Origin of the sequence: Vulgatibacter sp., from assembly GCF_041687135.1 — a bacterium.
Classification (GTDB): domain Bacteria; phylum Myxococcota; class Myxococcia; order Myxococcales; family Vulgatibacteraceae; genus JAWLCN01.
Window position 1 is genome coordinate 16,322 of sequence record NZ_JAWLCN010000002.1, and the last position, 18,987, is coordinate 35,308.

Consider the following 18,987-nt stretch of genomic DNA (forward strand, 5'->3'; position numbering starts at 1 on the left):
CCCGTGGACCTTCCCCTCTCGCCACAGGTCTTCGCGATCTTCTCCGCTCTCATCGAGGAGCGGAGCGGCCTCCACTACGGCCTGCAGGAACGCGAGCTGCTGTCCGACAAGCTCACCACGCGCGCCATCGAGGCGGGCTTCACCTCGCTCCTCGACTACTATTACTTCCTCCGCTACGACGCCGACAGCGGACCCGAGTTCGAGCAGCTCGTCGACGCGCTCGTGGTCGGGGAGACCTATTTCTTCCGCGAGTGGGACCAGGTCGTCGCGCTGGTCGATCGTGAGCTCGCGTCCCTGGCGCGGGATCGCAAGGTGCGGATCTGGTCCGCTGCCTGCTCCACCGGCGAGGAACCGCTCTCCCTGGCGATGCTGCTCGAGGATCGCGGGCTGCTCGATCGGGCGGAGATCGTGGCGAGCGACATCAGCGGCAGGGCGCTGGCCCGGGCGAAGCGCGGGGTCTACAGCCGCCGTGCGCTGCGGCAGGTCCCCGAACGGCACCTCGTCGAGCGCTGGCTCGAGGTCCATCCCGACGAGATCCGCATCGATCGCTCCCTCATCGATCGGATCGATTGGCGCCGGATCAACCTGCTCGACGACGCAGCGGTCGGCTCGATCGGCACGGTGGACGCCATCCTCTGCCGCAACGTCCTCATCTACTTCCGGGACGACGTGATCACGCAGGTGGTCGACCGGCTCGCGTCGGCGCTGCGCCCGGGTGGCGTGCTCGCGGTCGGCGTCTCGGAATCGCTCCTCCGCTTCGGTACCCGGCTCGCCTGCGAGGAGCGCGGCGGCTTCTTCTTCTACCGGAGGACATGATGATCCGCGTCGTCGTCGTGGACGACTCCGCCTTCGCCCGCAAGGTGATGCGCCAGATCCTGGGCAGCGCCGCGGACATCGAGGTAGTGGACATCGCCCGGGACGGACTCGAAGCGCTCGAGCGGATCGACGAGCTGCAGCCCGACGTCGTCACCCTCGACCTGGTGATGCCCCACCTCGACGGCATCGGCGTCCTCCGGGCGCTGCAGGGCAAGGCGGGCCCGCGGGCCGTGGTGGTGAGCACCTCCGACGCGGAGAGCGAGCTGGGCATCGAGGCCCTCGAGCTCGGCGCGGTGGACGTGGTCGCCAAGCCCACCGCGCTCGCCACCGACCGCCTCTTCGAGATCCGCGAGGACCTGCTCGAGAAGGTGCGCGCCGCCGCAGGGGCCAGGCCGCTCGTCGCCACGACCGAAGAGCCGCTCCCGCTGCCGGCGGTTTCGGAGCGGATCGAGCTGGTGGCGGTGGGTACCTCCACCGGCGGGCCCCCTGCCCTGACCCGCTTTCTCTCCGGCCTTCCCCGGGAGTTGCCGGTGCCGGTGGTGATCGCCCTCCACATTCCCGCGGGATTCACCGAGGCCCTCGCCCGCAGGCTGAACGGTCTCTGTGCCATCGAGGTCTGCGAGGCTGCCGACGGCATGGAGCTCGCACCGGGACGGGCGGTGATCGCCCCGGGCGGCAGGCAGCTCCACGTCCGACGCAAGGGCGGCCGCCTCGTCGCCCGCATCGACGACGAGCCCGTGGGGACCGCGCACAAGCCCTCCGTCGACGTGCTCTTCTCGTCGGTGGCGGAGGCGGTCGGGCCCGCTGCCCTCGGCCTGGTCCTCACCGGCATGGGCGACGACGGCCTGGCCGGCTCCAGGGCGCTGGCAGCAGCAGGCGCCACCCTGCTCACCGAGTCGCCGGAGAGCTGCGTCGTCTATGGAATGCCGCGGGTGGTCTCCGAAGCAGGCCTCTCCGCGGGCTCGGCCCCGATCGATGCGATGGCCCGGCTCGTCCTCTCCCGCCTCTGAGGCGAATGAGAACGCTCCGCCCCTGCGGGACGGATTGGCCCGGGCGGACGGTTGGTGTAGGAGGCGTGCGCGCAGCTTCTGCGCCGGCCGGAGGATTGGATGTCGCTCGTCGCGCTCAGAACCCAGGGGAAGCGGGTCCCCGTCGCAGCCCGCCCCTTTCTGCCCACCACCCGCGAGGAGATGGAGGCGCGGGGCTGGGACGAGCTCGACGTGGTCCTCGTCACCGGCGACGCCTACGTCGATCATCCCGCGTTCGGCGTGGCGGTGATCGGCCGTGTGCTCGAGGCGGCGGGCTACCGCGTGGGTGTCATCGCCCAGCCGGCCTGGCGCTCCGCCGACGACTTCCGGACCCTGGGGCGGCCGCGGCTCGCCTTCGCCATCACCGCCGGCAACATGGACTCGATGGTGAACCGCTACACCGCCCACAAGCGGCGGCGCAGCGAGGACGCCTACTCGCCGGACGGCCATCCCGACCTGCGCCCGGACCGGGCCGCGACCGTCTACGCCAACCGCTGCCGCGAGGCCTTCTCCGGCGTGCCGGTGCTCCTCGGCGGCGTCGAGGCCTCGCTCCGCCGCCTGGCCCACTACGACTATTGGGACGACAAGGTCCGCCGCTCGATCCTCTTCGACTCGAAGGCCGATCTCGTGATCTTCGGCCAGGGCGAGAAGCCCGTGCTCGAGGTGATGGCGCGCCTCGCTCGCGGGGTGCCGGCGAAGGAGATCGACGACGTCCGCGGCGTCGCGCTGGTGCGCAAAGCTTGGGACGATCTGCCGGCGAAGTGGGGTCGCGCGGTGCTCGAGCTCCCGTCGTTCGAGGAGATCTGCGCCTCGAAGGAGAGCTACGCGAACTTCTCGCGGCTCTACCACCTCGAGCACAACCCGGACAACGCGCGGATCATGGTGCAGCGCCACGGCGACAGGGCTGCGGTGATCCTGCCGCCGATGCCCAACCCGAGCACCGAGGAGCTCGACCGCGTCTACGCCCTGCCCTACGCCCGCGGCCCGCACCCGCGCTACGCGGGCACGAAGCTCACCGCGTGGGAGCAGATCAAATTCAGCGTCCACGTGCTCCGCGGCTGCTCCGCCGGCTGCACCTTCTGCTGCATCACCGAGCACCAGGGGCGCGACGTCTGCTCCCGCTCCGAGGCGAACGTCCTCGAGGAGATCCGCGACATCACCGAGATGCCGGACTTCCGCGGGACCATCTCGGACATCGGCGGCGCCACCGCCAACATGTGGCAGATGCAGTGCTCGTCCGAGGAGCACCACCAGCAGTGCCGGCGGATGAGCTGCGTCTACCCGAAGGTCTGCCCCAACCTGCGGGTGGACCACCAGCCGCTGGTGGAGCTCTACCGCAAGGTCCGCGCCATGCCCGGCGTGAAGCACGCCTTCGTGGCGAGCGGGCTTCGGTACGATCTCGCCCACGCCGACGAGGAGCACGGCCAGGAATACCTCGCGGAGCTCATCGCCCACCACGTCTCCGGCCAGCTCAAGGTGGCGCCGGAGCACGTGGGCCGCAGCGTGGTGAAGGTGATGCGCAAGCCGGAGGTGGAGGAGTTCGAGCGCTTCCGCGAGGAATTCGAGCGCTACAGCGCCGCCGCGGGCAAGGAGCAGTACCTCGTCCCCTACTTCATCTCCTCGCATCCGGGCTGCACCCTCGAGGACGCGGCGGAGCTCCACGACTACCTGCGCAGCAACAACTGGAAGCCGCAGCAGGTGCAGGACTTCATGCCCACGCCGATGACCCTGGCGACGGACATGTACTACTCCGGCTACCACCCCTTCACGATGCGGCCGCTGCCCGTCTCCCGCGACGTGGACGAGAAGCGGATGCAGAAGGCGCTGATGCGCTGGGCGGATCCGGAGCTCGCGCCCTGGTACGACCAGGCGATGCAGGCGCTGGGGCGGCCGGAGCGTTTCCGGCACCACGCCGACCGCGGTGGGCGCGGTTCGCCGCGGCCCGGCGCGCGCCGGGGGCAGGCGGGTTCCTTCGAGCGGGGGCGGCGCAGGTGAGCGCGGAACGGAAGGCCACCACCGTCGAGCATGCGAAGGCGCTCCGATCCGTCGGCGAGGCCGAGGCGGGACCGGCGTACGGCAGGCACGGGCTCGGCAAGAGCTTCCGCTTCGCCGCGCAGGGGCTCGCCTTCGCGTTGCGGACCCAGCGGAACCTCCGGATCCACTTCGCCGCCGCAGGTCTCGTGCTCTTCGCGGCGGCAGCGCTCCCGGTGAGCCGGATCGAGTCGCTCCTTCTCCTCGGCGCGATGGTGCTCGTGCCCCTGGCGGAGCTCTTCAACACGGCGATCGAGGCGGTGGTGGATCTCGCCGCCCCGCACTTCCATCCCCTCGCGAAGACCGCCAAGGACGTCGCCGCTGCGGCGGTGCTCCTCGCCTCCGCCTTCGCGCTGGGGATCGGCGTGCTCGTCTTCGCCGAGAAGCTCTGGCCGCTGCAGGTGCGCGAGGGCGCGGCGGGCTACGCAGCCGCCGTCGCGCCGCTGGCGCTGGCGCTCTTCTGGCCGTTCTGCAGGGGCCTCTTCCGCCGCTAATGCGCTGCGGGCTCCCCCGACTCCTCGGCGAGCTCCTTCCAGTTCCGGAGCAGGAACTCGGCGTCCGGCGGCGAGAGGTCGAATTGGAGCGACGCCTCGTCGATCAGCTGCCAGAGCTTGAGGTCGGGGTTCTCCTGCCGGCGGTTGCTGATCCACTGCACCGCGTGGCGAAGTGCTTCTCCTCGCTGGGCCATCGGCTGCCTCCCTCCCGTCGATCGGTGATCCGCTGATCCGATGATCCGCCCCGTGGCTGGCGCGGGCAACACCCCCCGGGTCCACCTGGCGAGAAGGCGATCGAGCGCTGGCGCTCGGGGCGCTCTTGCGGCAGACTCCACCTGAACGCATGTTTCGGTGGGGAGGTGGGCATGGCGGCGGCGAAGTGCTGGGACATCGGCTGGTACGGCGACCGGTTCGTCATCACCCTGGAGGACGAGAGCGGGGTCGCGCTGTCGCAGGTATCACTGCCACGACACGTCGCGCTGGAGATGATGCCGGCGCTGCGAAACCGGAACGCCGGCTTCCGGATGCGGATCCCGGTGGCAATGGCGGAGGCATCGGCGCCCGCCGGCGGTTAGGATCTACGCCATGTTCTTCAAACCGACGAAGATGCTGCAGCTCCCGACACCGGCGGAGGCCCTCCCCGGCCGCAAGGTGCCGGTGCACGTGACCAACCGCCACCTCGTGCTCGGAAACCCGATCCAGCCGCCCTTCCCCGCGGGCCTCGCGCAGGCCGTCTTCGGCCTCGGCTGCTTCTGGGGCGCCGAGCGCAAATTCTGGCAGCAGGAGGGGGTCTACACCACGGCGGTGGGCTACGCCGGTGGCCACACCCCCAACCCGACCTACGAGGAGGTCTGCTCGGGCAGGACCGGCCACACCGAGGTGGTGCTGGTGGTCTACGATCCGGCGCGGATCGGCTACGAGGCGCTGCTCCGGCTCTTCTGGGAGAACCACGATCCGACCCAGGGGATGCGGCAGGGCAACGACCTCGGGACCCAGTATCGCTCGGCGATCTACACCTTCGACGAGGCGCAGCTGCAAGCGGCGGCGTCCTCCCGCGACGCCTACCAGGAGGCGCTCGCGCGGGCAGGGATCGGCGCCGTGACCACCGAAATCCGGGAAGCGCCGCCCTTCTTCTATGCCGAGGACTACCACCAGCAGTACCTGGCAAAGAACCCGAGCGGCTATTGCGGCCTCGGGGGAACCGGGGTGAGCTGCCCGGTGGGCGTCGGCGTCGACGCCGGCTGACGGCTTGCCGCACCCCGGAACTGTCCGTTAGGTTGCACCCCACGACCGGGAAGCCGCAACGGAGGGGGCCCGCGTGTTCCAGACCGAAGCGGCGCGGAAGCAGCGCAGCAAATTCCTCTACGTCGTCGCGGCGGTGGCGGTCGCCTGCCATGTCGGCGACCTCGTCCTTCTCGGCGGGCCCTCGCTCCCTGCGCTCGCCGTGCGCCTGGCGTGGGGGTTCTGCCTCGCGCTTCTGGCGCTCGCTGCTCCCCATGTGCGGCCCGCCCACTTCGAGCGGGTGGTGACCGCCGCGGGCCTCTCCTCGGTCGGCGCCTGGGTGGCGCTCACCGTCCTCACCGGCGGCAGCCCGAGCCCCTACTTCGACTGGATGAGCACCCTGCCGCTGATCGTGGGGGCGCTCGGCCCCGGCTACGTCTGGGCGGTGGCGGCGGTGGGCCTGGCCACCATCGTCGCGAACGCCCTCCTCCTCGTCGTGGAGGGGGCCGCACTCCCGTCCCACCTGAGCTGGCTCAGCTTCTCGATCGCGGTAGGCGGCCTCGCCGTGGCCGGCAGCAAGATGCAGCAGCGACTGCGCGCGGCGGAGCAGCGTGCCGAGGAGGCGCGCCTGCGGGCGGTGGACGATCTCGCGGTCAGCGAGCACCGGCGCCTGCACGCGGAGAAGCTGGCGCTTCTCGGCAAACTCTCGAGCGGCGTCGCCCACGAGATCAACAACCCGCTCGCCTTCGTGAAGTCGAACCTCGCCCATCTTCTCGAGCAGCACGGCGGCGGCGCCGGCTGCGCGGAGCTGGCGTTGCTGCGGGAGATCGTCGAGGACAGCCAGGTCGGCATCGAGCGGATCGAGGGGATCATCGACACGCTGCGCTCCTTCGCCCGGGTGGACGATGCGGGGCTGCAGCCGTGCAGTCTCGCCGAGGTGGTCGACGAAGCGCTCCGGCTCGCCTCCGCCCCGCTGCGCCCCGTGGCGGAGGTGCGGCGGAGCGGCACCGATTCCCTGCCGCGGGTGATGGCCAACCGCGGGCAGCTGGTGCAGGTGCTGGTCAACCTGCTGGTCAACGCCGCCGATGCCATCGCCGAGACGAAGGCGGGTCGCGGCGTGGTGCGGCTCGAGGCCTGGCGCACCGACGGGCTGGTGGTGCTGGACGTGATCGACAGCGGTCCGGGGCTCGAGCCGGCGGTGCAGCAGCGGCTCTTCGAGCCCTTCTTCACCACCAAGCCGCCCGGCAAGGGAACCGGCCTCGGACTCGCGCTCTCGCGCGAGTACCTGAAACGCTTCGACGCCACCCTGGAGGCGCAGAACGAGCCCGGGGGCGGGGCACGTTTCCGGCTCCGCCTCGTGCCGGCGACTGCGGCCCAGCGCAGCGCCTGATCGGCAGCGCCTGGGCGTGCACGCTGCGAGGGGTGCAGCGGCCGCGGGGCGCTACCCCTCCTCGGCAGAGATTCCTCGCGGCTACACAGAATGTGTCGCGCACTGCCACACTGTGCTTGCCAGGCAGAATACACCTCGTGTCATACTGCTCCCTTCACCAGCAGTACGAGCAGTGGGAGGGGTAGCTTGGGCATCAGGCATCTCGGTCTGGTCGTATTCGTTTGTAGCGTGCTCGCCGCCTGTGGCGGAGGGGACACCAACCCGAACCCGGACGCCACCGGCGGTTCCGGCGGCAGCGGCGGTACCGGCGGCACGGGCGGTAGCGGCGGCACCGGTGGTACCGGTGGCACTGGAGGCACCGGCGGCACGGGTGCTACCGGGGGCAGCGGCGGCAGCGCGGCGGTCTGCGGCGACGGCGTGGTCGAGGGCGACGAGGCCTGCGACGACGGCGAGCTGAACAGCGACAACGCTGCCGACGCCTGCCGTACCGATTGCACGGAAGCCTCGTGCGGCGACAGCGTCGTCGACACCGGCGAGAATTGCGACGACGGCAACACCGTCGACGGGGACGGCTGCTCCGCTGCGTGCGGCTTCGAGGCCGAGTGCGGCGACGGCGTCCGCGAGTTCGAAGAGGAGTGCGACGGCGCCGATCTATCCGGCCAGAGCTGCGCCGACTTCGGTCACAACAGCGGCGACCTCGGCTGCTCGGCCACCTGCACCTTCGACACCTCCGCCTGCGCCACCGTCGAATTCTGCGACGACGGCATCGACAACGACGGCGACCTGCTCGCCGACTGCGACGACAGCGATTGCGAAGGCGACGTGGTCAACTGCCCGAGCTGCGGCGACGGCGTGATCAACCAGGCCGAGGAGGTCTGCGACGGCGCCGATCTCGGTGGCGCCGCGTGCACGGACCTCTCCTTCTCCGGCGGCACCATCGGCTGCGACGATCTCTGCCAGCTCGACACCGCCGCCTGCCTCCCCTTCGAGGATTGCAGCACGGTCGGCGACGAGGACCAGGACGGCTTCGCCGACTGCGACGACACCGAGTGCGTTGGCGCCTTCGAGTGCCCCTCGTGCGGCGACGGGATCCTGCAGCGCGACGAGACCTGCGAGGGCTCCGCGCCTGCCGGCGAGGACTGCAGCAACTACGGCTTCAACAGCGGCACCCTCGCCTGCAGCGCCACCACCTGCACCGCCGACACCAGCGCCTGCACCAACGTCGAGCTCTGCGGCGTCGCCGGCGACGAGGACGGCGACGGCGCCTTCGACTGCGACGACAGCGACTGCGACCAGGTCGCGCCCTGCCCGGTCTGCGGCAACGGCACGATCGAAGCTGGCGAGACCTGCGACGACGGCAACCTCGTCGCTGGGGACGGCTGCGACAGCGGCTGCGCCGAGGAGATCTTCGCGGTTGCGGCCCCCGGCCAGTCCTCCACCAGGACCGGAAGCACCGACAGCTCCAGTCCCACCCACGGCCGCGTCACCTCCGATTGCGGGACGCCGGACACCAGTTCCTACTATTACGCGCTGGTGGAGCTGCAGAACCTCGGCACCCATCCCGCGGTCGTAGACGTTCAGGGTGATTGGGGCTCGATCGATGGCTTCCTGCAGATCTCCTCCGTCCCGTTCGCACCCGCCGATCCCCTCGCGACCTGCCTCGGCTCGAACGACGACTGGAACAGCACCGCAGATAGCCGGGTCAACGGGATCGCGATTCCCGCAGGGGGAAGTGTCGCCGTCATCGCGACTACCTACGATCCTCTCACGACCCTCCCTTCGTTCACGCTGACGGCTTCCACCGTCTCCGCTTGCGGCGACACGGTCGTCGAGGGCGCCGAGGCGTGCGACGACGGCAATGCTTCCTCGGGCGACGGCTGCTTCGAGTGTGCCGTCGAGGCAGGCTGGGTGTGCGGCTCGACGGGCTGCAGGCAGACGGTCTGCGGCGACACGATCGTCGAGGGCGACGAGGAGTGCGACGACGGCAACCAGGTCAACGACGACGCATGCAGCAACGGCTGCCTTGCAGCACGCTGTGGCAACGGCACGGTCGACATGTCGCCGGGTGCAGTGGTTCTGACCTCTCCCGTCGTCACCAATCCGGGCGGGAACTCCGGCCGCGTTTGCGACGACGGCGGTACATGCTCCGGCCCGTGCACGGCGGACGTCAGCGGCAACGGCAGTGCCCCGGAGCACGGCATCTGCCAGGCACTCGGCTACCAGTACGCGCTGGCCGTCGCCTGGGGCAATGGCTCCGGTGAAAGCGACGACCCGATGCCGCACGCTTACAACTGGGAATGCAGCAACTACGTCTGCATGGCCAGCTCGAGCACCTACGACTCCGACAACTGCGGCGCATCGGAAATGCTCGATACAATCACGTGCGCCGGCGGGCCGACGATGGAAGCGTGCGACGATGGCAACACCGACAACGGAGATGCCTGCACCACCTCCTGCACGGTGGCAGTCTGCGGCGACGGTTTCATCAGGACCGGCTTCGAAACCTGCGACGATGGCAACACCGCCGCGGGTGACGGCTGCGACGCCACTTGCCAGATCGAGGTGCTCGCCGTCCCGAATGCGGCAAGCGCGCTCAATCTGGCCGGCTCGCTCACGGGCAGCGATCCGACCTGGACCCGCCCGGACGCTTCGTGCGGCGCCAACACCACCGCTGGCATGCACTACGACACCTTCGAGATGACGAACAACACCGGCGCAGATCGGCTGGTCTACTTCACCGCGAACTGGAACGGGAACAACGGCTTCCTCCACGTCTTCAACGCACCGTTCGACCCGTCGAACCCCACGACCAATTGCCTCGCCGGTGACGATGACTACGACTCGGGCGGCAGCCACTTCACCTACACGGTGCCGGCCGGGCAGTCGATCGTCGTGGTGGCGAGCACCTATAGCTCGGGCGCCACGATCTCCTCCTACACGGTGAGCATCTATTCGCCGGATGCGGTGGACGCGGAACCCAACGATGCTTCCACCACCGCCATCTCGACGAGCGTGGGACGCGTCGAGCGCGGCAACATCGCTGCCGGGGACAAGGACTACTACTCGTTCTCGGCGACCAGCGGCACCACCTACAGCGTCGAGACGTGGGCGGGTGCGCCTCTCTTCTGCACCACCGACTCCGGCAACGCGAACGACACGCGGATCCGCCTCTACGACACCGATGGGATCACGGAGCTGGCGAGCGACGACGATGGAGGAACGGGCACCTGCTCGCTCGTCACGTGGACGGCTCCCGCAACCGGCACCTACTTCTTCCGGGTGCAGTACTACGACGACGCAGATACCTCGTCGACGATCGATCCGTATTTCGTCGAGCTGCGTTCGCCGTAACGCAGCTCGCAGGCTGAATCGATAGGCAGGGGCGCCATGCCGGCCAGGGTGGCGCCCCTGCTCGTTCCTGCCCGGGGCGGCTGGCATGGTGGGACGGCAGCCTCCACCTTTCGCCGATGGCCCGGATCTTCCTCCTCTCGCCGGCGCATTCCGGTGGCGTGCGGGCGCAGCTTCTGCTGCGGGAGCAGGCGGCCTTTCCGCTGGCGGAGCGGCTGCGCGGCGACGAAGGCGTGCAGCTCGGCGAGGCCTTCCAGTTCACCAGCGGCCTCTACTTCCGCGGCAAATGGCGCTACGCCCGGACCTTCGCCGCGCCTCCGGCTGGCGTCCCCGGCGTGCTGGTGATCGCGCCCTCTTGGGGCCTCGCCCGCCCCGAGCGTCCCGTCCGCAGGGACGATCTCCTCGCCCTCGCCAGGGTGCCGGTGGATCTCGCCGACGAGCGCTACCGCGCCCCGCTCGAGCGCGATGCAGCCGCCCTCGCCGCGGCGCTCGGCGAGCGCGACGAGGTGGTGCTCCTCGGCAGCATCGCCACCGCCAAATACGTCGACCTGCTCCTCGCCATCTTCGGCGAGCGGCTGCTCTTCCCCACTGCGTTCGTGGGGCGCGGCGACCTGAGCCGCGGCGGCCTGCTCCTCCGTGCGGCGCGCGAAGGGGCGGAGCTCGACTACCTGCCGGTGCAGGGCGCCAGGCGGCGCGGGGCGAGGCCCCCGCGCCTGCCGCGGTTGCGCTGATCAGCGCTTGCGGTGCGCCCGTTCCCAGCGGGCCCGGAGCTGCGTCGCAGCCTCGGGCGCCGTGGCGCGAAGCGCCTCGACCAACGCCGGCGTCTCCGGCCGATCGAGCAGGAGGATGGCGCGGACGATCGCCCGGGCGAGCTCGCCCTCCGCGGCAGGGAAGCCGGCGACGAAGTCGCGCACCATCTCGCTCCGTACCGCTGCGGAGGCGGCGCTCGCCTCGGGACCGAGGGCCTGCCAGGCCCACGACGAGCCCCACTGGCCGGCGGCGCGCACCGCAGCGAGCCGGTCGCCGTGGAGCCGCTCCCGCAGCAGCCGTCCCACCGCAACCGTGCGGCAGAAGCCGAGCCCCTCGGTGGCGGCAGCGCTCCCGTTCGCTGCGAGGAAGGCGACGTCCTCGTCGCGGCACATCCGCCCGAGACCCCGGGCAGCTGCCTGCGCCACCTCGGCCTCGTCACGTACGAGCGCGGCCCGCAGCGTCGGTATGGCGGCGGGATCGCGAAGCCGCCCCACCGCGTCGAGCAGGAGCGCTTCGAGGCGCGCAGCCCGCGCCGGATGGGCCTCGCGCACCGCCGCCAGCTCCTTCGCCCCGGGCTGGAGCAACGCGAGCATCGGGTAGAGGCCACCTTCGCCCAGGACGCGCAGCTCGCCTGCAAGGGTGCGCAGCCGATCCGCACGGAGGGGCGCGGCGCCCACGCGCTCGACGAGGGCGCGCAAGGAACGGAAGGCTGCCGGATCCTCCACCCGGGCCCTGTCGATCCGCGCGGCGAGATCCTCGCCCTGCGCGCCGGCGCCGGGGGAAACGAGCAGCGAAGCAGCGACGAACGCTGCTGCGACGGTGCGCCTCATCGGCCACTCTCCCACCAGCGCAGGTCCATGCGCCGTTCGACGTTGGTACCGCAATGCACTTCGCCGAGGTTGCGGTGGTAGACGTCCCAGTTGTCGGCGAAGAAGACCTCGAGGCCGAGCGCGCCGAGGCGGGCCTCCAGATCGGCGCGGAAGAGATCGACGCCGCCCACCACCGGCCCGAAGGGATCGGGGATGACCACGTGCCCGTCCACGTGGAGCAGGTTGACGGTGCCGGGCTGGTGGGCGACCAGGCCGATGCCGAAGAAGTCCTCGTAGACGAAGGGCATCGGCGTGATCTCCTCGGGAGCGAGTCCGAGCTCCTCCTCCAGGATTGCGAGCATCTCGTCGGTGCGGATCTGCGCCTCCTGGCTCGCCGCCATCAGGTCCGCGTCGGCGAGGATCTCGTCGACGGTCACGTCCGCAGGCACCTCGACCTCGCGCTGCCAGTCGATCCACCTCTTCCCCTCGAAGAGCACCGCGTCGCCCTGGCCGCTCTGCTGCAGGCCGACCAGCATCTCGTGGGCCATGGTGGGATCCGCCACGAGGAGCCGCCAGCCCCGCGGCGTATCCGCCTGCACCCAGCTGAAGACCTCGTCGACGTGGCCCACCAGGAGCCAGCTCGTATCGACGACGATCTCCGGCTGGACCCGCTGCGCCCGCACGAAGTCGACGAAGGCGGGATCGGGCTGCTCGCGCGCCGAGTCCCCAGCCCCCCAGACGTTGCGGCCGAGGGGATGGTCGCCGTAGGGCGGCACCACCTCCCAATTGCCGAAGGAGTTCATGCTGTAGCCGTCGGTCTCCGCTGCTGCCGCCCAGTCCGCGGCGTGGACGTAGACCGTGCCCCAATCCGGGCCGGCGAAGCGGCTGTCGACGATCTCGCCTGCGATGCGATCGGGCTGCGCCGAGCGGACGGCCACCTTCATACCCACCGGCACGCCGTCGGGCCCGGGTATCGAGGTGAAGCCCACGTCGAAGAAATCCTGGGTCCAGGGATCCCACTCCCAGAAGGAGCCGGGGAGCTCGAGACCTTCGAAGGGCACGCCGGCGGCGTCGGCCATCGTCTGCACGCCAGCGGCGAAGCGCTCGTTCAGGTCGCCGCCGTCGGAGTAGTAGATCCGCTCGGTGGGCGCCGTATTGAACTGGAAGAGGAGCGGCGCCACCCGCAGCTCGACCCGGTCGCTACCAAGCGAAGCGCCTGCCGCGTCGAAGACCGTGAGCGTGATCCCGACCGTTCCGTCCCATGCCCCCGCCGCGACGGAGCTCGCGAAATGCCGCCCCTCCAGGGCGAAGGCGGCGCCAGCGCGGAGCGCGTCGGTGGAGATCGAGACGGCGAGCGGATCCTGGACGGCCACGTAGCTTGCCGCCGCCTCGCGCGCACCCTCGACGAGGAAGAGGCGGACCTCGTCGGAGTTCTCGACCTCGAGCCGTGCGGAGGCCCCATCCGGTGCACCTGGCCACGGCGCCACCAGCAGCGGCGCGAGATCGCGCACGTCGGCGTCGCCTGCTACGGCTTCGTCCGCACCGTCGGGGATGCCGTTCCCATCGTCGTCGTCGAGGTTGGCGAGGAAGATGGCGCCAGCCGTGGCGCTGAAGCCCTCCTCCCCTGCCTCCTCGTCGGCGGCACCGGGGTCGAGCCTTCCGTTGCGGTTGGCGTCGACGACCAGGTCGATCACCGGCGCGGGAAGGATCGCCTCGTCTTCGCCTTCGTCCTCACCGCAGGCCGCGAGGGCAGCTGCTGCGAGAACGAAGGCCGGAAGCTTTCTGCGAACCATGCGGAGCCCTCGGGTCGAGCAGCGGCCCCCTTCGACCGCGGTCCTCCCAGTCTCCGCCACCAGGTGGCGCAAGGCCAGCCCGGTTCCGAAGTCCGAACGCCGGCCCGTCGTGGCTACGGGGCGGCGGGCTCCACCCCCCGCCCCCGTGCCGGGCTCAATAACGCCCCTTCGGCTCGCCTCGGGGTGAACCGCGGATCTCCCCCTCGGTCTCCACCTCGGCGCGCTCGTGACGGAGCGGCTCGCTGATCTCGCGCTCCTCCTCCACCGAGGTGGCGGCGACGCGAACCTCCTCGCGGACCACCGGCCGCTTGCGAACCTCGATCTCCTCCTCGTGGACGGGGATCGAGTAGCTCTCCTCCTGGAACGCCGTGCCGGCGGCGGGCCGCCCCTCGGTCGCCACGCGCTCCACCCGAACCTCCTCGTGGCGGACGGGGACCTTGATCTGCTTCTCTTCCACCTCGACGTGCTTGGTGACGCGGACCTGGCCCGCCTCGCGCTCGGTCTTCCCGACCTCGAGCCGCTCCTCGGCCAGCGGGACGCGAAGCTCCCCCTCCCTGGTGCCCATCGCCGCGCCGCGGCTCTCCTTGCCCGCGAAGGCGCCGCCGGTCAGGTCGACGATCGCCTCGTCGCCGCGGATCTCCTTCACGTCGGTGAACTTCGCTTCGTGCCGCTCCTTGGAGAGCAGGCCCTTCTCGATGGTGAAGGTGCCGTCGCCTATCCGCTCGATCTTGCCGAGCTTCGTCCCGTCGAAGCTCCGCACCGTCATTCCCTCGTAGATTTCGCCAATCATCGCTGCCTCCTCTCGTCGTGATGAGAGGTTGCGAACGATTCCGCCGGTAGCAAAGAGTCGGACACGGAAGCCGTCGCTGGGGAAGCGCCGGGGCGTGCGTCGGGCACGGCACGAGCCGCCGACTCGCATGGGCCGGGGGCTGCGGCCTACCCGTTCTCGCGGTCGGCTGAGAACAAACGGCTTGCGTGCTGCGGGCGCTCCTCCAGCTCGACGTGGCGCTCTCTGGCTGGAGCAGAGCTGGAGGGGGCGGGAGCTGGAGACCTCCCTCGCCGCCTTGCGGGACAACGAGCGCCACGCTGCGACCGGGCGCGCTCGAGCCAGGGCCCCTCGCCGAGGAGATCGGTAGCGGCGAGGCGATCCTGCAGCGTCGGTGCGTTGCGGCGGCCGAGTCGCTCGTTCATCCGGTCGAGGTGCTGCGGAGCTTGCGGCGCTGGAGAATGCCCTCCCCCAGATCGGCGAGCTGCGCTGCCACCGCTTCCGGGTCCTGCGGATCGACCACCGACCACTCGCTGCCCACCTGCGGCTCGAAGCGCAGCGCACGGCGCAGCGCCTCGCCGCCGTGGGCACAGAGGATCACGAGGTGGGCGTCCGCGGTGACGTGGCGCACCTGCCGCGCCGCCTCGAGCGGGCGCTCCAGCCCGGCGCCGAGCGCCACCACCGCCGGTGCCGCGCCCGCCTCGACGCGCGCGCGGAGCTTCGCGAGCCCCGCCCACAGCCCGGTCGCGCGCTCGAACTCCTGGCCTGCAGGGAGCGGCAGCGAAAGAGCCGGGCTGTCGTCGATCAGAAGAACCAAGCGTCGGACCTACGAGAGGAGCGGGAGGCCGAGAACGGCGCGCCCCGTCCAGACTTTGGGGAGGTCGGTGGTTGGGGCCATCACGTGGGCGGCCCGTGCGTCGCGGAGGAAGCGGGCGAGCAATCCGTTCTCCTGGTAGGCAATCCCACCACACAGGGTAAGCGCCTCGTTGGCGAGGTGCACGACCATGTCGGCGACGTCGGCTTCCGCAGCGCATACCGGCCGGGAGCGCTTCGGGAAGGCCCTCGTCGCCCAAACGTGCCGCGTGGGCCACGAGGGCCCGGCTCCGCTGGAGCGCGGTCCAGAGCTCGCCCACGCGGTGCTGCAGCACCTCTACCTCGGCGAGGGAGGTCCCTGCGTGGCGCTGGATCCGGCGCTGGAGGTGGCCGAGGGCGGTGTCGAGGATCGCGCCGGCGAGGCCGAGATAGGTCCCGGACATCGCCATGAGGAAGAAGGGGCTGACCACCTCGAAGACGTACCAGACCTGATCGCCCTCCTCACCGAGGAGGTTGCCTTACGGGACACGGACGTTGTCGAGGGAGACCGCGCGGGAGTCGTTGCCCCGCATGCCCAGGCCGCGCCACCCCTCGCCCACCGCGACGCCGGGCGCGTCCCGATCGACCACGAGGTAGCTGAACGATCCCGGCCCCTCCTCCTGCGCAGCAACCGAGACCACGTAGGAGTCGGCGTGCGAGGCGTTGGTGACGAAATGTTTGCGCCCGTCGACGACGAAGCCGTCGCCCTCGCGCTGGAGCGAGGTGGCGGGGAGGTAGAAATGGCTGCCGCTGCCCGCCTCGCTCAAGGCGAGCGTGGTGACGTGGCGCCCCTGCACGATCGGGCCGAGGTAGCGCGCGGCCTGGTCGGCGGTGGCCTTCGCCGCGATCACCGCGCTCGCGACGCAGTGCATCCCCAAGGTGAGCGCCGAGGAGGGGCAGTGCTTGCCGAGCTCCTCGCAGACCGCGACCAGCCCGGCCATCCCGGCGCCGAGGCCGCCGTGCCGGCTGGGGACGGTGAGTCCCATCAGGCCGGCGTCGGCGAGGGCGCGGAGGGTCTCGGCGGGCCAGCGTGCGTCGCGGTCCACGTCGTCGCGGTGGCGCAGGGCGACTTCCTCTGCCACCGCCCGAGCGGTGATCCGCAGCTCCTCGATGGTGGGCGCGCGAGCTCTCGTTCCAGGTTCATCCCGATCGACCTCCCGAGTCGGGGAGGGATGCTCGGCGCTGCTGCCCGGGCGAGCAAGGCTGGATTGCCTTTTTCTCTCGGGCATTTGGCTGCGGGTGCAGGCTATCGGTCACTTGCCGGATGGACGGCGCCTTGAGGCGCCACCCATCGGATGCTATGGGCTCAAACGAATCACCCCGAAGGAGGCCCGCCCCTGCACGCGATCGACCTCGCCCTGATCGGCATCTACCTGCTCGCGACCCTCGCTGTCGGACTCTTCTTTCTGCGGCGACAGGAGCGCGTGGACGAGTATTTCGTCGGCGATCGGCGGATGGGCGCCGGCCACATCGGCTTCTCCGTGGTGGCCACCGACGTCGGCGGCGGCTTCTCCATCGGCCTCGGCGGCCTCGGCTTCGCCATGGGCCTCTCGGGAAGCTGGCTGCTCTTCACCGGCCTGGTCGGCGCGTGGATGGCCGCGGTGATCCTCATCCCGCGGGTGAAGGCCCTCGGCGACAAGTACGGCTGGCTCACCTTCCCCGACTTCCTCGAGCATCGTTTCGACGGCAGGACCCGGCTCGCCGCCGCCGTCGTCTCCGCCATCGGCTACGCCGGATTCGTCGGAGCCCAGCTCCTCGCCGGCGCAAAGCTCGGCGCCGTGGCGTTCGAGGTGGACGTCACCACGGCGGTCTTCGTGATGGCGGCGGTGGTGCTGCTCTACACGGCCTTCGGCGGCATGCAGGCGGTGGTCTTCACCGACACCATCCAGTGGGCGGTGCTCCTCGGCGGCCTGATCCTCGTCGCGCTGCCCGCTGCCTATTTCCACGTCGGCGGCCTCGACGGCCTCGCCGCCGCGCTGCCGCCCGAGCACCTCACCCTCACCAACGTGACGGGCAAGGAGCTCCTCACCTGGGCGATCACCATCATCCCGATCTGGTTCGTCGGCATGACGCTCTACCAGCGGATCTACGCCACCCGCGACGTGCAGACCGCGAAGCGCGCCTTCTACCTGGCGGGGCTGCTCGAATACCCGCTGATGGCCTTCACCGGCACCGCGCTGGGGATGATGGCGCGGGTGGTCTTCCCAGCAGCGGAGCCGGAGCTCGGCCTGCCGATGCTGATCAAGGAAGTGCTGCCGGTGGGGGCCGTCGGGATCGTGATGGCGGCCTATTTCTCGGCGATCATGAGCACCGCCGACAGCTGCCTCCTCGCCTCGGTGGGCAATTGCGTCAACGACCTCTACCAGCGCTACCTCCGTCCGAACGCCAGCGCCAGGCAGGTGCTGCGGCTGAGCCGCATCCTCACCCTGGTGATCGGCGCCCTCTCGGTGGCGGTGGCCCTGCTCCTGCCGATGGTCCTCGACGCGATCCTGCTCGCCTACTCGTTCATGGTCTCGGGGCTCTTCGTACCCACGCTGGCGGGCCTGCTCTGGAAGCGCGCCACCGCCGAGGCGGCCTTCTGGAGCACCATCGGCGGCGGCTTCTCCGCCGTGGCCCTGGGCCTCTTCCCCGCCCTCGATCCCTTCGGCGAGCCGGTGCTCACCGCCATGCCCGTCTCCGCGGTGCTGCTCGTCTCGCTCTCCCTGCTCCGCCCTGAACCGGAGGCGCTAGCGGAAACGGCGCCCTACTCCGGCTGATCGCCCAGGGCGAGCCTCTCCGCGAGGTCCACCCGAGCCCGTAGGACGGCAGCGGCAGCCAGGCCGGGCATCATGCAAACCGGCGCGCAGCCCTTGCCCTAGGCGTGCTCCCCCACGTCCTCATTCCACCTGTTCACGGCAGGCGGCACCCGTTTGATTACCCCTTGTGGAGACTACGACAGACAGGCAGGCGAATATATGCTGTTTCAAAAGAGGGGGCGGAGATGGCACGGGCACGCAAGCCGAAGCAGCAGGACCTGCCGCTGAAGCAGCGCGGGCGCGGCGGCGCACGGAAGAATGCCGGGCGGAAGCCGAAGGGTGATCGCGCCGGTGTTTCCCACCTGGCCCGAGCCCATGTGAGTGGGCGGGAGCCGTTGCACGTCGGTCTTCGCCTCTGCCGCGGCCTGCCGAACCTGCGCTGGCCGAAGGTCTTCGCGGTCGTCGAGCGCGCCTTCGCGGAAACCGCCGCTGCGCGCGACGACTTCCGCGTCACCCACTACTCGGTGCAGGGCAACCACCTGCACCTCATCGTCGAGGTGGAGAGCGGCACCGCCCTCTCCCGCGGCATGCAGGCGCTCACCATCCGCATGGCAAAGGCACTCAACCGCCTCGCGAAGCGCAGCGGCAGGGTCTTCGCCGATCGCTTCTGGTCGCGGCTGCTCGCCACGCCGCGGGAGGTACGGCACGCCATCAACTACGTGCTGGGCAATGCGCGCCAACACGCCGAACGGATGGGCCTCTGGATCACCCTGCCCGCCGCCGATCCCTACGCGGCGGGGCCGGGGCAGCAGCGGCTCGGGATCTACGCACCGCGCACCTGGCTCCTTCGTGTCGGGTGGACGCGAGGCAGAACCCCGGCACCCCCCGCCTACGAGCCGGCGTTCTGAGCGGGAGCTGCCTCGCGCGCCGCAAAAGGACTACGGCACGCGAGCG

General features: G+C 70.6%; 17 protein-coding genes and 2 pseudogenes. 11 read left to right on the forward strand and 8 right to left on the reverse strand.

Annotation, left to right across the window (positions count from 1 at the left end):
- Window positions 1-3: 3 nt before the first annotated feature.
- The 4 genes from ACESMR_RS04020 (at window position 4) to ACESMR_RS04035 (ending at window position 4,369) form a co-directional block, all read left to right on the forward strand.
- Window positions 4-816 (forward strand): CheR family methyltransferase, encoded by an 813-nt coding sequence (locus tag ACESMR_RS04020; protein WP_373045269.1) that lies wholly within the window; start codon window positions 4-6, stop codon window positions 814-816.
- Window positions 813-1,826 carry a chemotaxis-specific protein-glutamate methyltransferase CheB gene (cheB, locus tag ACESMR_RS04025; protein WP_373045271.1) on the forward strand — a complete coding sequence of 338 codons (1,014 nt, stop codon included), beginning with the start codon at window positions 813-815 and terminating at the stop codon, window positions 1,824-1,826. The genes ACESMR_RS04020 and cheB overlap by 4 nt, the downstream gene beginning before the upstream one ends.
- Before the next feature lie 99 nt (window positions 1,827-1,925).
- Window positions 1,926-3,839, forward strand: coding sequence for a YgiQ family radical SAM protein (locus ACESMR_RS04030; RefSeq protein ID WP_373045273.1), 1,914 nt, complete (start codon window positions 1,926-1,928; stop codon window positions 3,837-3,839).
- Window positions 3,836-4,369, forward strand: coding sequence for a diacylglycerol kinase family protein (locus ACESMR_RS04035; RefSeq protein WP_373045275.1), 534 nt, complete (start codon window positions 3,836-3,838; stop codon window positions 4,367-4,369). Before ACESMR_RS04030 ends, ACESMR_RS04035 begins: the two co-directional genes overlap by 4 nt.
- On the opposite strand, the gene ACESMR_RS04040 is transcribed toward ACESMR_RS04035, so the two are convergent.
- Window positions 4,366-4,563 (reverse strand): hypothetical protein, encoded by a 198-nt coding sequence (locus tag ACESMR_RS04040; protein ID WP_373045278.1) that lies wholly within the window; start codon window positions 4,561-4,563, stop codon window positions 4,366-4,368. The genes ACESMR_RS04035 and ACESMR_RS04040 overlap by 4 nt on opposite strands.
- Before the next feature lie 171 nt (window positions 4,564-4,734).
- On the opposite strand from ACESMR_RS04040, the gene ACESMR_RS04045 reads away from it, so the two are divergent.
- The 5 genes from ACESMR_RS04045 to ACESMR_RS04065 all read left to right on the forward strand — a co-directional run bounded on the left by ACESMR_RS04045 (window position 4,735) and on the right by ACESMR_RS04065 (window position 11,059).
- On the forward strand, window positions 4,735-4,944 hold the full coding sequence (locus ACESMR_RS04045; RefSeq protein WP_373045280.1) for a hypothetical protein: 210 nt from the start codon (window positions 4,735-4,737) through the stop codon (window positions 4,942-4,944).
- A 10-nt stretch (window positions 4,945-4,954) separates the two neighbouring features.
- Entirely contained in the window at window positions 4,955-5,614 is a 660-nt protein-coding gene (gene msrA / locus ACESMR_RS04050; RefSeq protein ID WP_373045281.1) for a peptide-methionine (S)-S-oxide reductase MsrA, read from the forward strand.
- Window positions 5,615-5,687: 73 nt separating this feature from the next.
- Window positions 5,688-6,980, forward strand: a complete 1,293-nt coding sequence (locus ACESMR_RS04055) for a sensor histidine kinase (protein ID WP_373045283.1) — start codon at window positions 5,688-5,690, stop codon at window positions 6,978-6,980.
- Window positions 6,981-7,166: 186 nt separating this feature from the next.
- A complete protein-coding gene (locus tag ACESMR_RS04060) occupies window positions 7,167-10,331 on the forward strand; it encodes a DUF4215 domain-containing protein (RefSeq protein ID WP_373045285.1) in 3,165 nt (1,054 codons plus the stop codon).
- 116 nt (window positions 10,332-10,447) lie between these two features.
- A complete protein-coding gene (locus ACESMR_RS04065; RefSeq protein ID WP_373045287.1) occupies window positions 10,448-11,059 on the forward strand; it encodes a hypothetical protein in 612 nt (203 codons plus the stop codon).
- Here ACESMR_RS04065 and ACESMR_RS04070 read toward each other — a convergent pair whose 3' ends face one another.
- From ACESMR_RS04070 to ACESMR_RS04100, 7 genes and pseudogenes are all read right to left on the reverse strand, one after another.
- A complete protein-coding gene (locus ACESMR_RS04070) occupies window positions 11,060-11,908 on the reverse strand; it encodes a hypothetical protein (protein ID WP_373045289.1) in 849 nt (282 codons plus the stop codon).
- Window positions 11,905-13,680, reverse strand: a complete 1,776-nt coding sequence (locus ACESMR_RS04075) for a protein-arginine deiminase family protein (RefSeq protein ID WP_373045291.1) — start codon at window positions 13,678-13,680, stop codon at window positions 11,905-11,907. The genes ACESMR_RS04070 and ACESMR_RS04075 overlap by 4 nt, the downstream gene beginning before the upstream one ends.
- Before the next feature lie 154 nt (window positions 13,681-13,834).
- Window positions 13,835-14,470 (reverse strand): YsnF/AvaK domain-containing protein, encoded by a 636-nt coding sequence (locus tag ACESMR_RS04080; RefSeq protein ID WP_373045293.1) that lies wholly within the window; start codon window positions 14,468-14,470, stop codon window positions 13,835-13,837.
- Window positions 14,471-14,867: 397 nt separating this feature from the next.
- On the reverse strand, window positions 14,868-15,263 hold the full coding sequence (locus ACESMR_RS04085) for a hypothetical protein (RefSeq protein WP_373045294.1): 396 nt from the start codon (window positions 15,261-15,263) through the stop codon (window positions 14,868-14,870).
- Window positions 15,264-15,272: 9 nt separating this feature from the next.
- A pseudogene (locus ACESMR_RS04090) lies at window positions 15,273-15,479 on the reverse strand (hypothetical protein); the annotation flags it as partial.
- 28 nt (window positions 15,480-15,507) lie between these two features.
- Window positions 15,508-15,708 (reverse strand): annotated as a pseudogene (locus tag ACESMR_RS04095) (acyl-CoA dehydrogenase family protein); the annotation flags it as partial.
- Window positions 15,709-15,777: 69 nt separating this feature from the next.
- A complete protein-coding gene (locus tag ACESMR_RS04100; RefSeq protein ID WP_373045296.1) occupies window positions 15,778-16,527 on the reverse strand; it encodes an acyl-CoA dehydrogenase family protein in 750 nt (249 codons plus the stop codon).
- A 195-nt stretch (window positions 16,528-16,722) separates the two neighbouring features.
- On the opposite strand from ACESMR_RS04100, the gene ACESMR_RS04105 reads away from it, so the two are divergent.
- Together ACESMR_RS04105 and ACESMR_RS04110 are read left to right on the forward strand one after the other, a co-directional pair.
- Window positions 16,723-18,054 carry a sodium:solute symporter gene (locus ACESMR_RS04105; RefSeq protein ID WP_373045298.1) on the forward strand — a complete coding sequence of 444 codons (1,332 nt, stop codon included), beginning with the start codon at window positions 16,723-16,725 and terminating at the stop codon, window positions 18,052-18,054.
- 374 nt (window positions 18,055-18,428) lie between these two features.
- Window positions 18,429-18,941, forward strand: coding sequence for a transposase (locus ACESMR_RS04110; RefSeq protein ID WP_373045300.1), 513 nt, complete (start codon window positions 18,429-18,431; stop codon window positions 18,939-18,941).
- Window positions 18,942-18,987: the final 46 nt, after the last annotated feature.

Excerpts from the sequence above, each read along its gene's own strand:
- ACESMR_RS04065 (WP_373045287.1), top strand. The coding sequence starts at position 10,448 with ATGGCCCGGATCTTCCTCCTCTCGCCGGCGCATTCCGGTGGCGTGCGG.
- cheB (WP_373045271.1), top strand. The coding sequence starts at position 813 with ATGATGATCCGCGTCGTCGTCGTGGACGACTCCGCCTTCGCCCGCAAG.
- ACESMR_RS04080 (WP_373045293.1), bottom strand. The coding sequence starts at position 14,470 with ATGATTGGCGAAATCTACGAGGGAATGACGGTGCGGAGCTTCGACGGG.
- msrA (WP_373045281.1), top strand. The coding sequence starts at position 4,955 with ATGTTCTTCAAACCGACGAAGATGCTGCAGCTCCCGACACCGGCGGAG.
- ACESMR_RS04030 (WP_373045273.1), top strand. The coding sequence starts at position 1,926 with ATGTCGCTCGTCGCGCTCAGAACCCAGGGGAAGCGGGTCCCCGTCGCA.
- ACESMR_RS04100 (WP_373045296.1), bottom strand. The coding sequence starts at position 16,527 with ATGCCCGAGAGAAAAAGGCAATCCAGCCTTGCTCGCCCGGGCAGCAGC.
- ACESMR_RS04070 (WP_373045289.1), bottom strand. The coding sequence starts at position 11,908 with ATGAGGCGCACCGTCGCAGCAGCGTTCGTCGCTGCTTCGCTGCTCGTT.
- ACESMR_RS04045 (WP_373045280.1), top strand. The coding sequence starts at position 4,735 with ATGGCGGCGGCGAAGTGCTGGGACATCGGCTGGTACGGCGACCGGTTC.
- ACESMR_RS04040 (WP_373045278.1), bottom strand. The coding sequence starts at position 4,563 with ATGGCCCAGCGAGGAGAAGCACTTCGCCACGCGGTGCAGTGGATCAGC.
- ACESMR_RS04075 (WP_373045291.1), bottom strand. The coding sequence starts at position 13,680 with ATGGTTCGCAGAAAGCTTCCGGCCTTCGTTCTCGCAGCAGCTGCCCTC.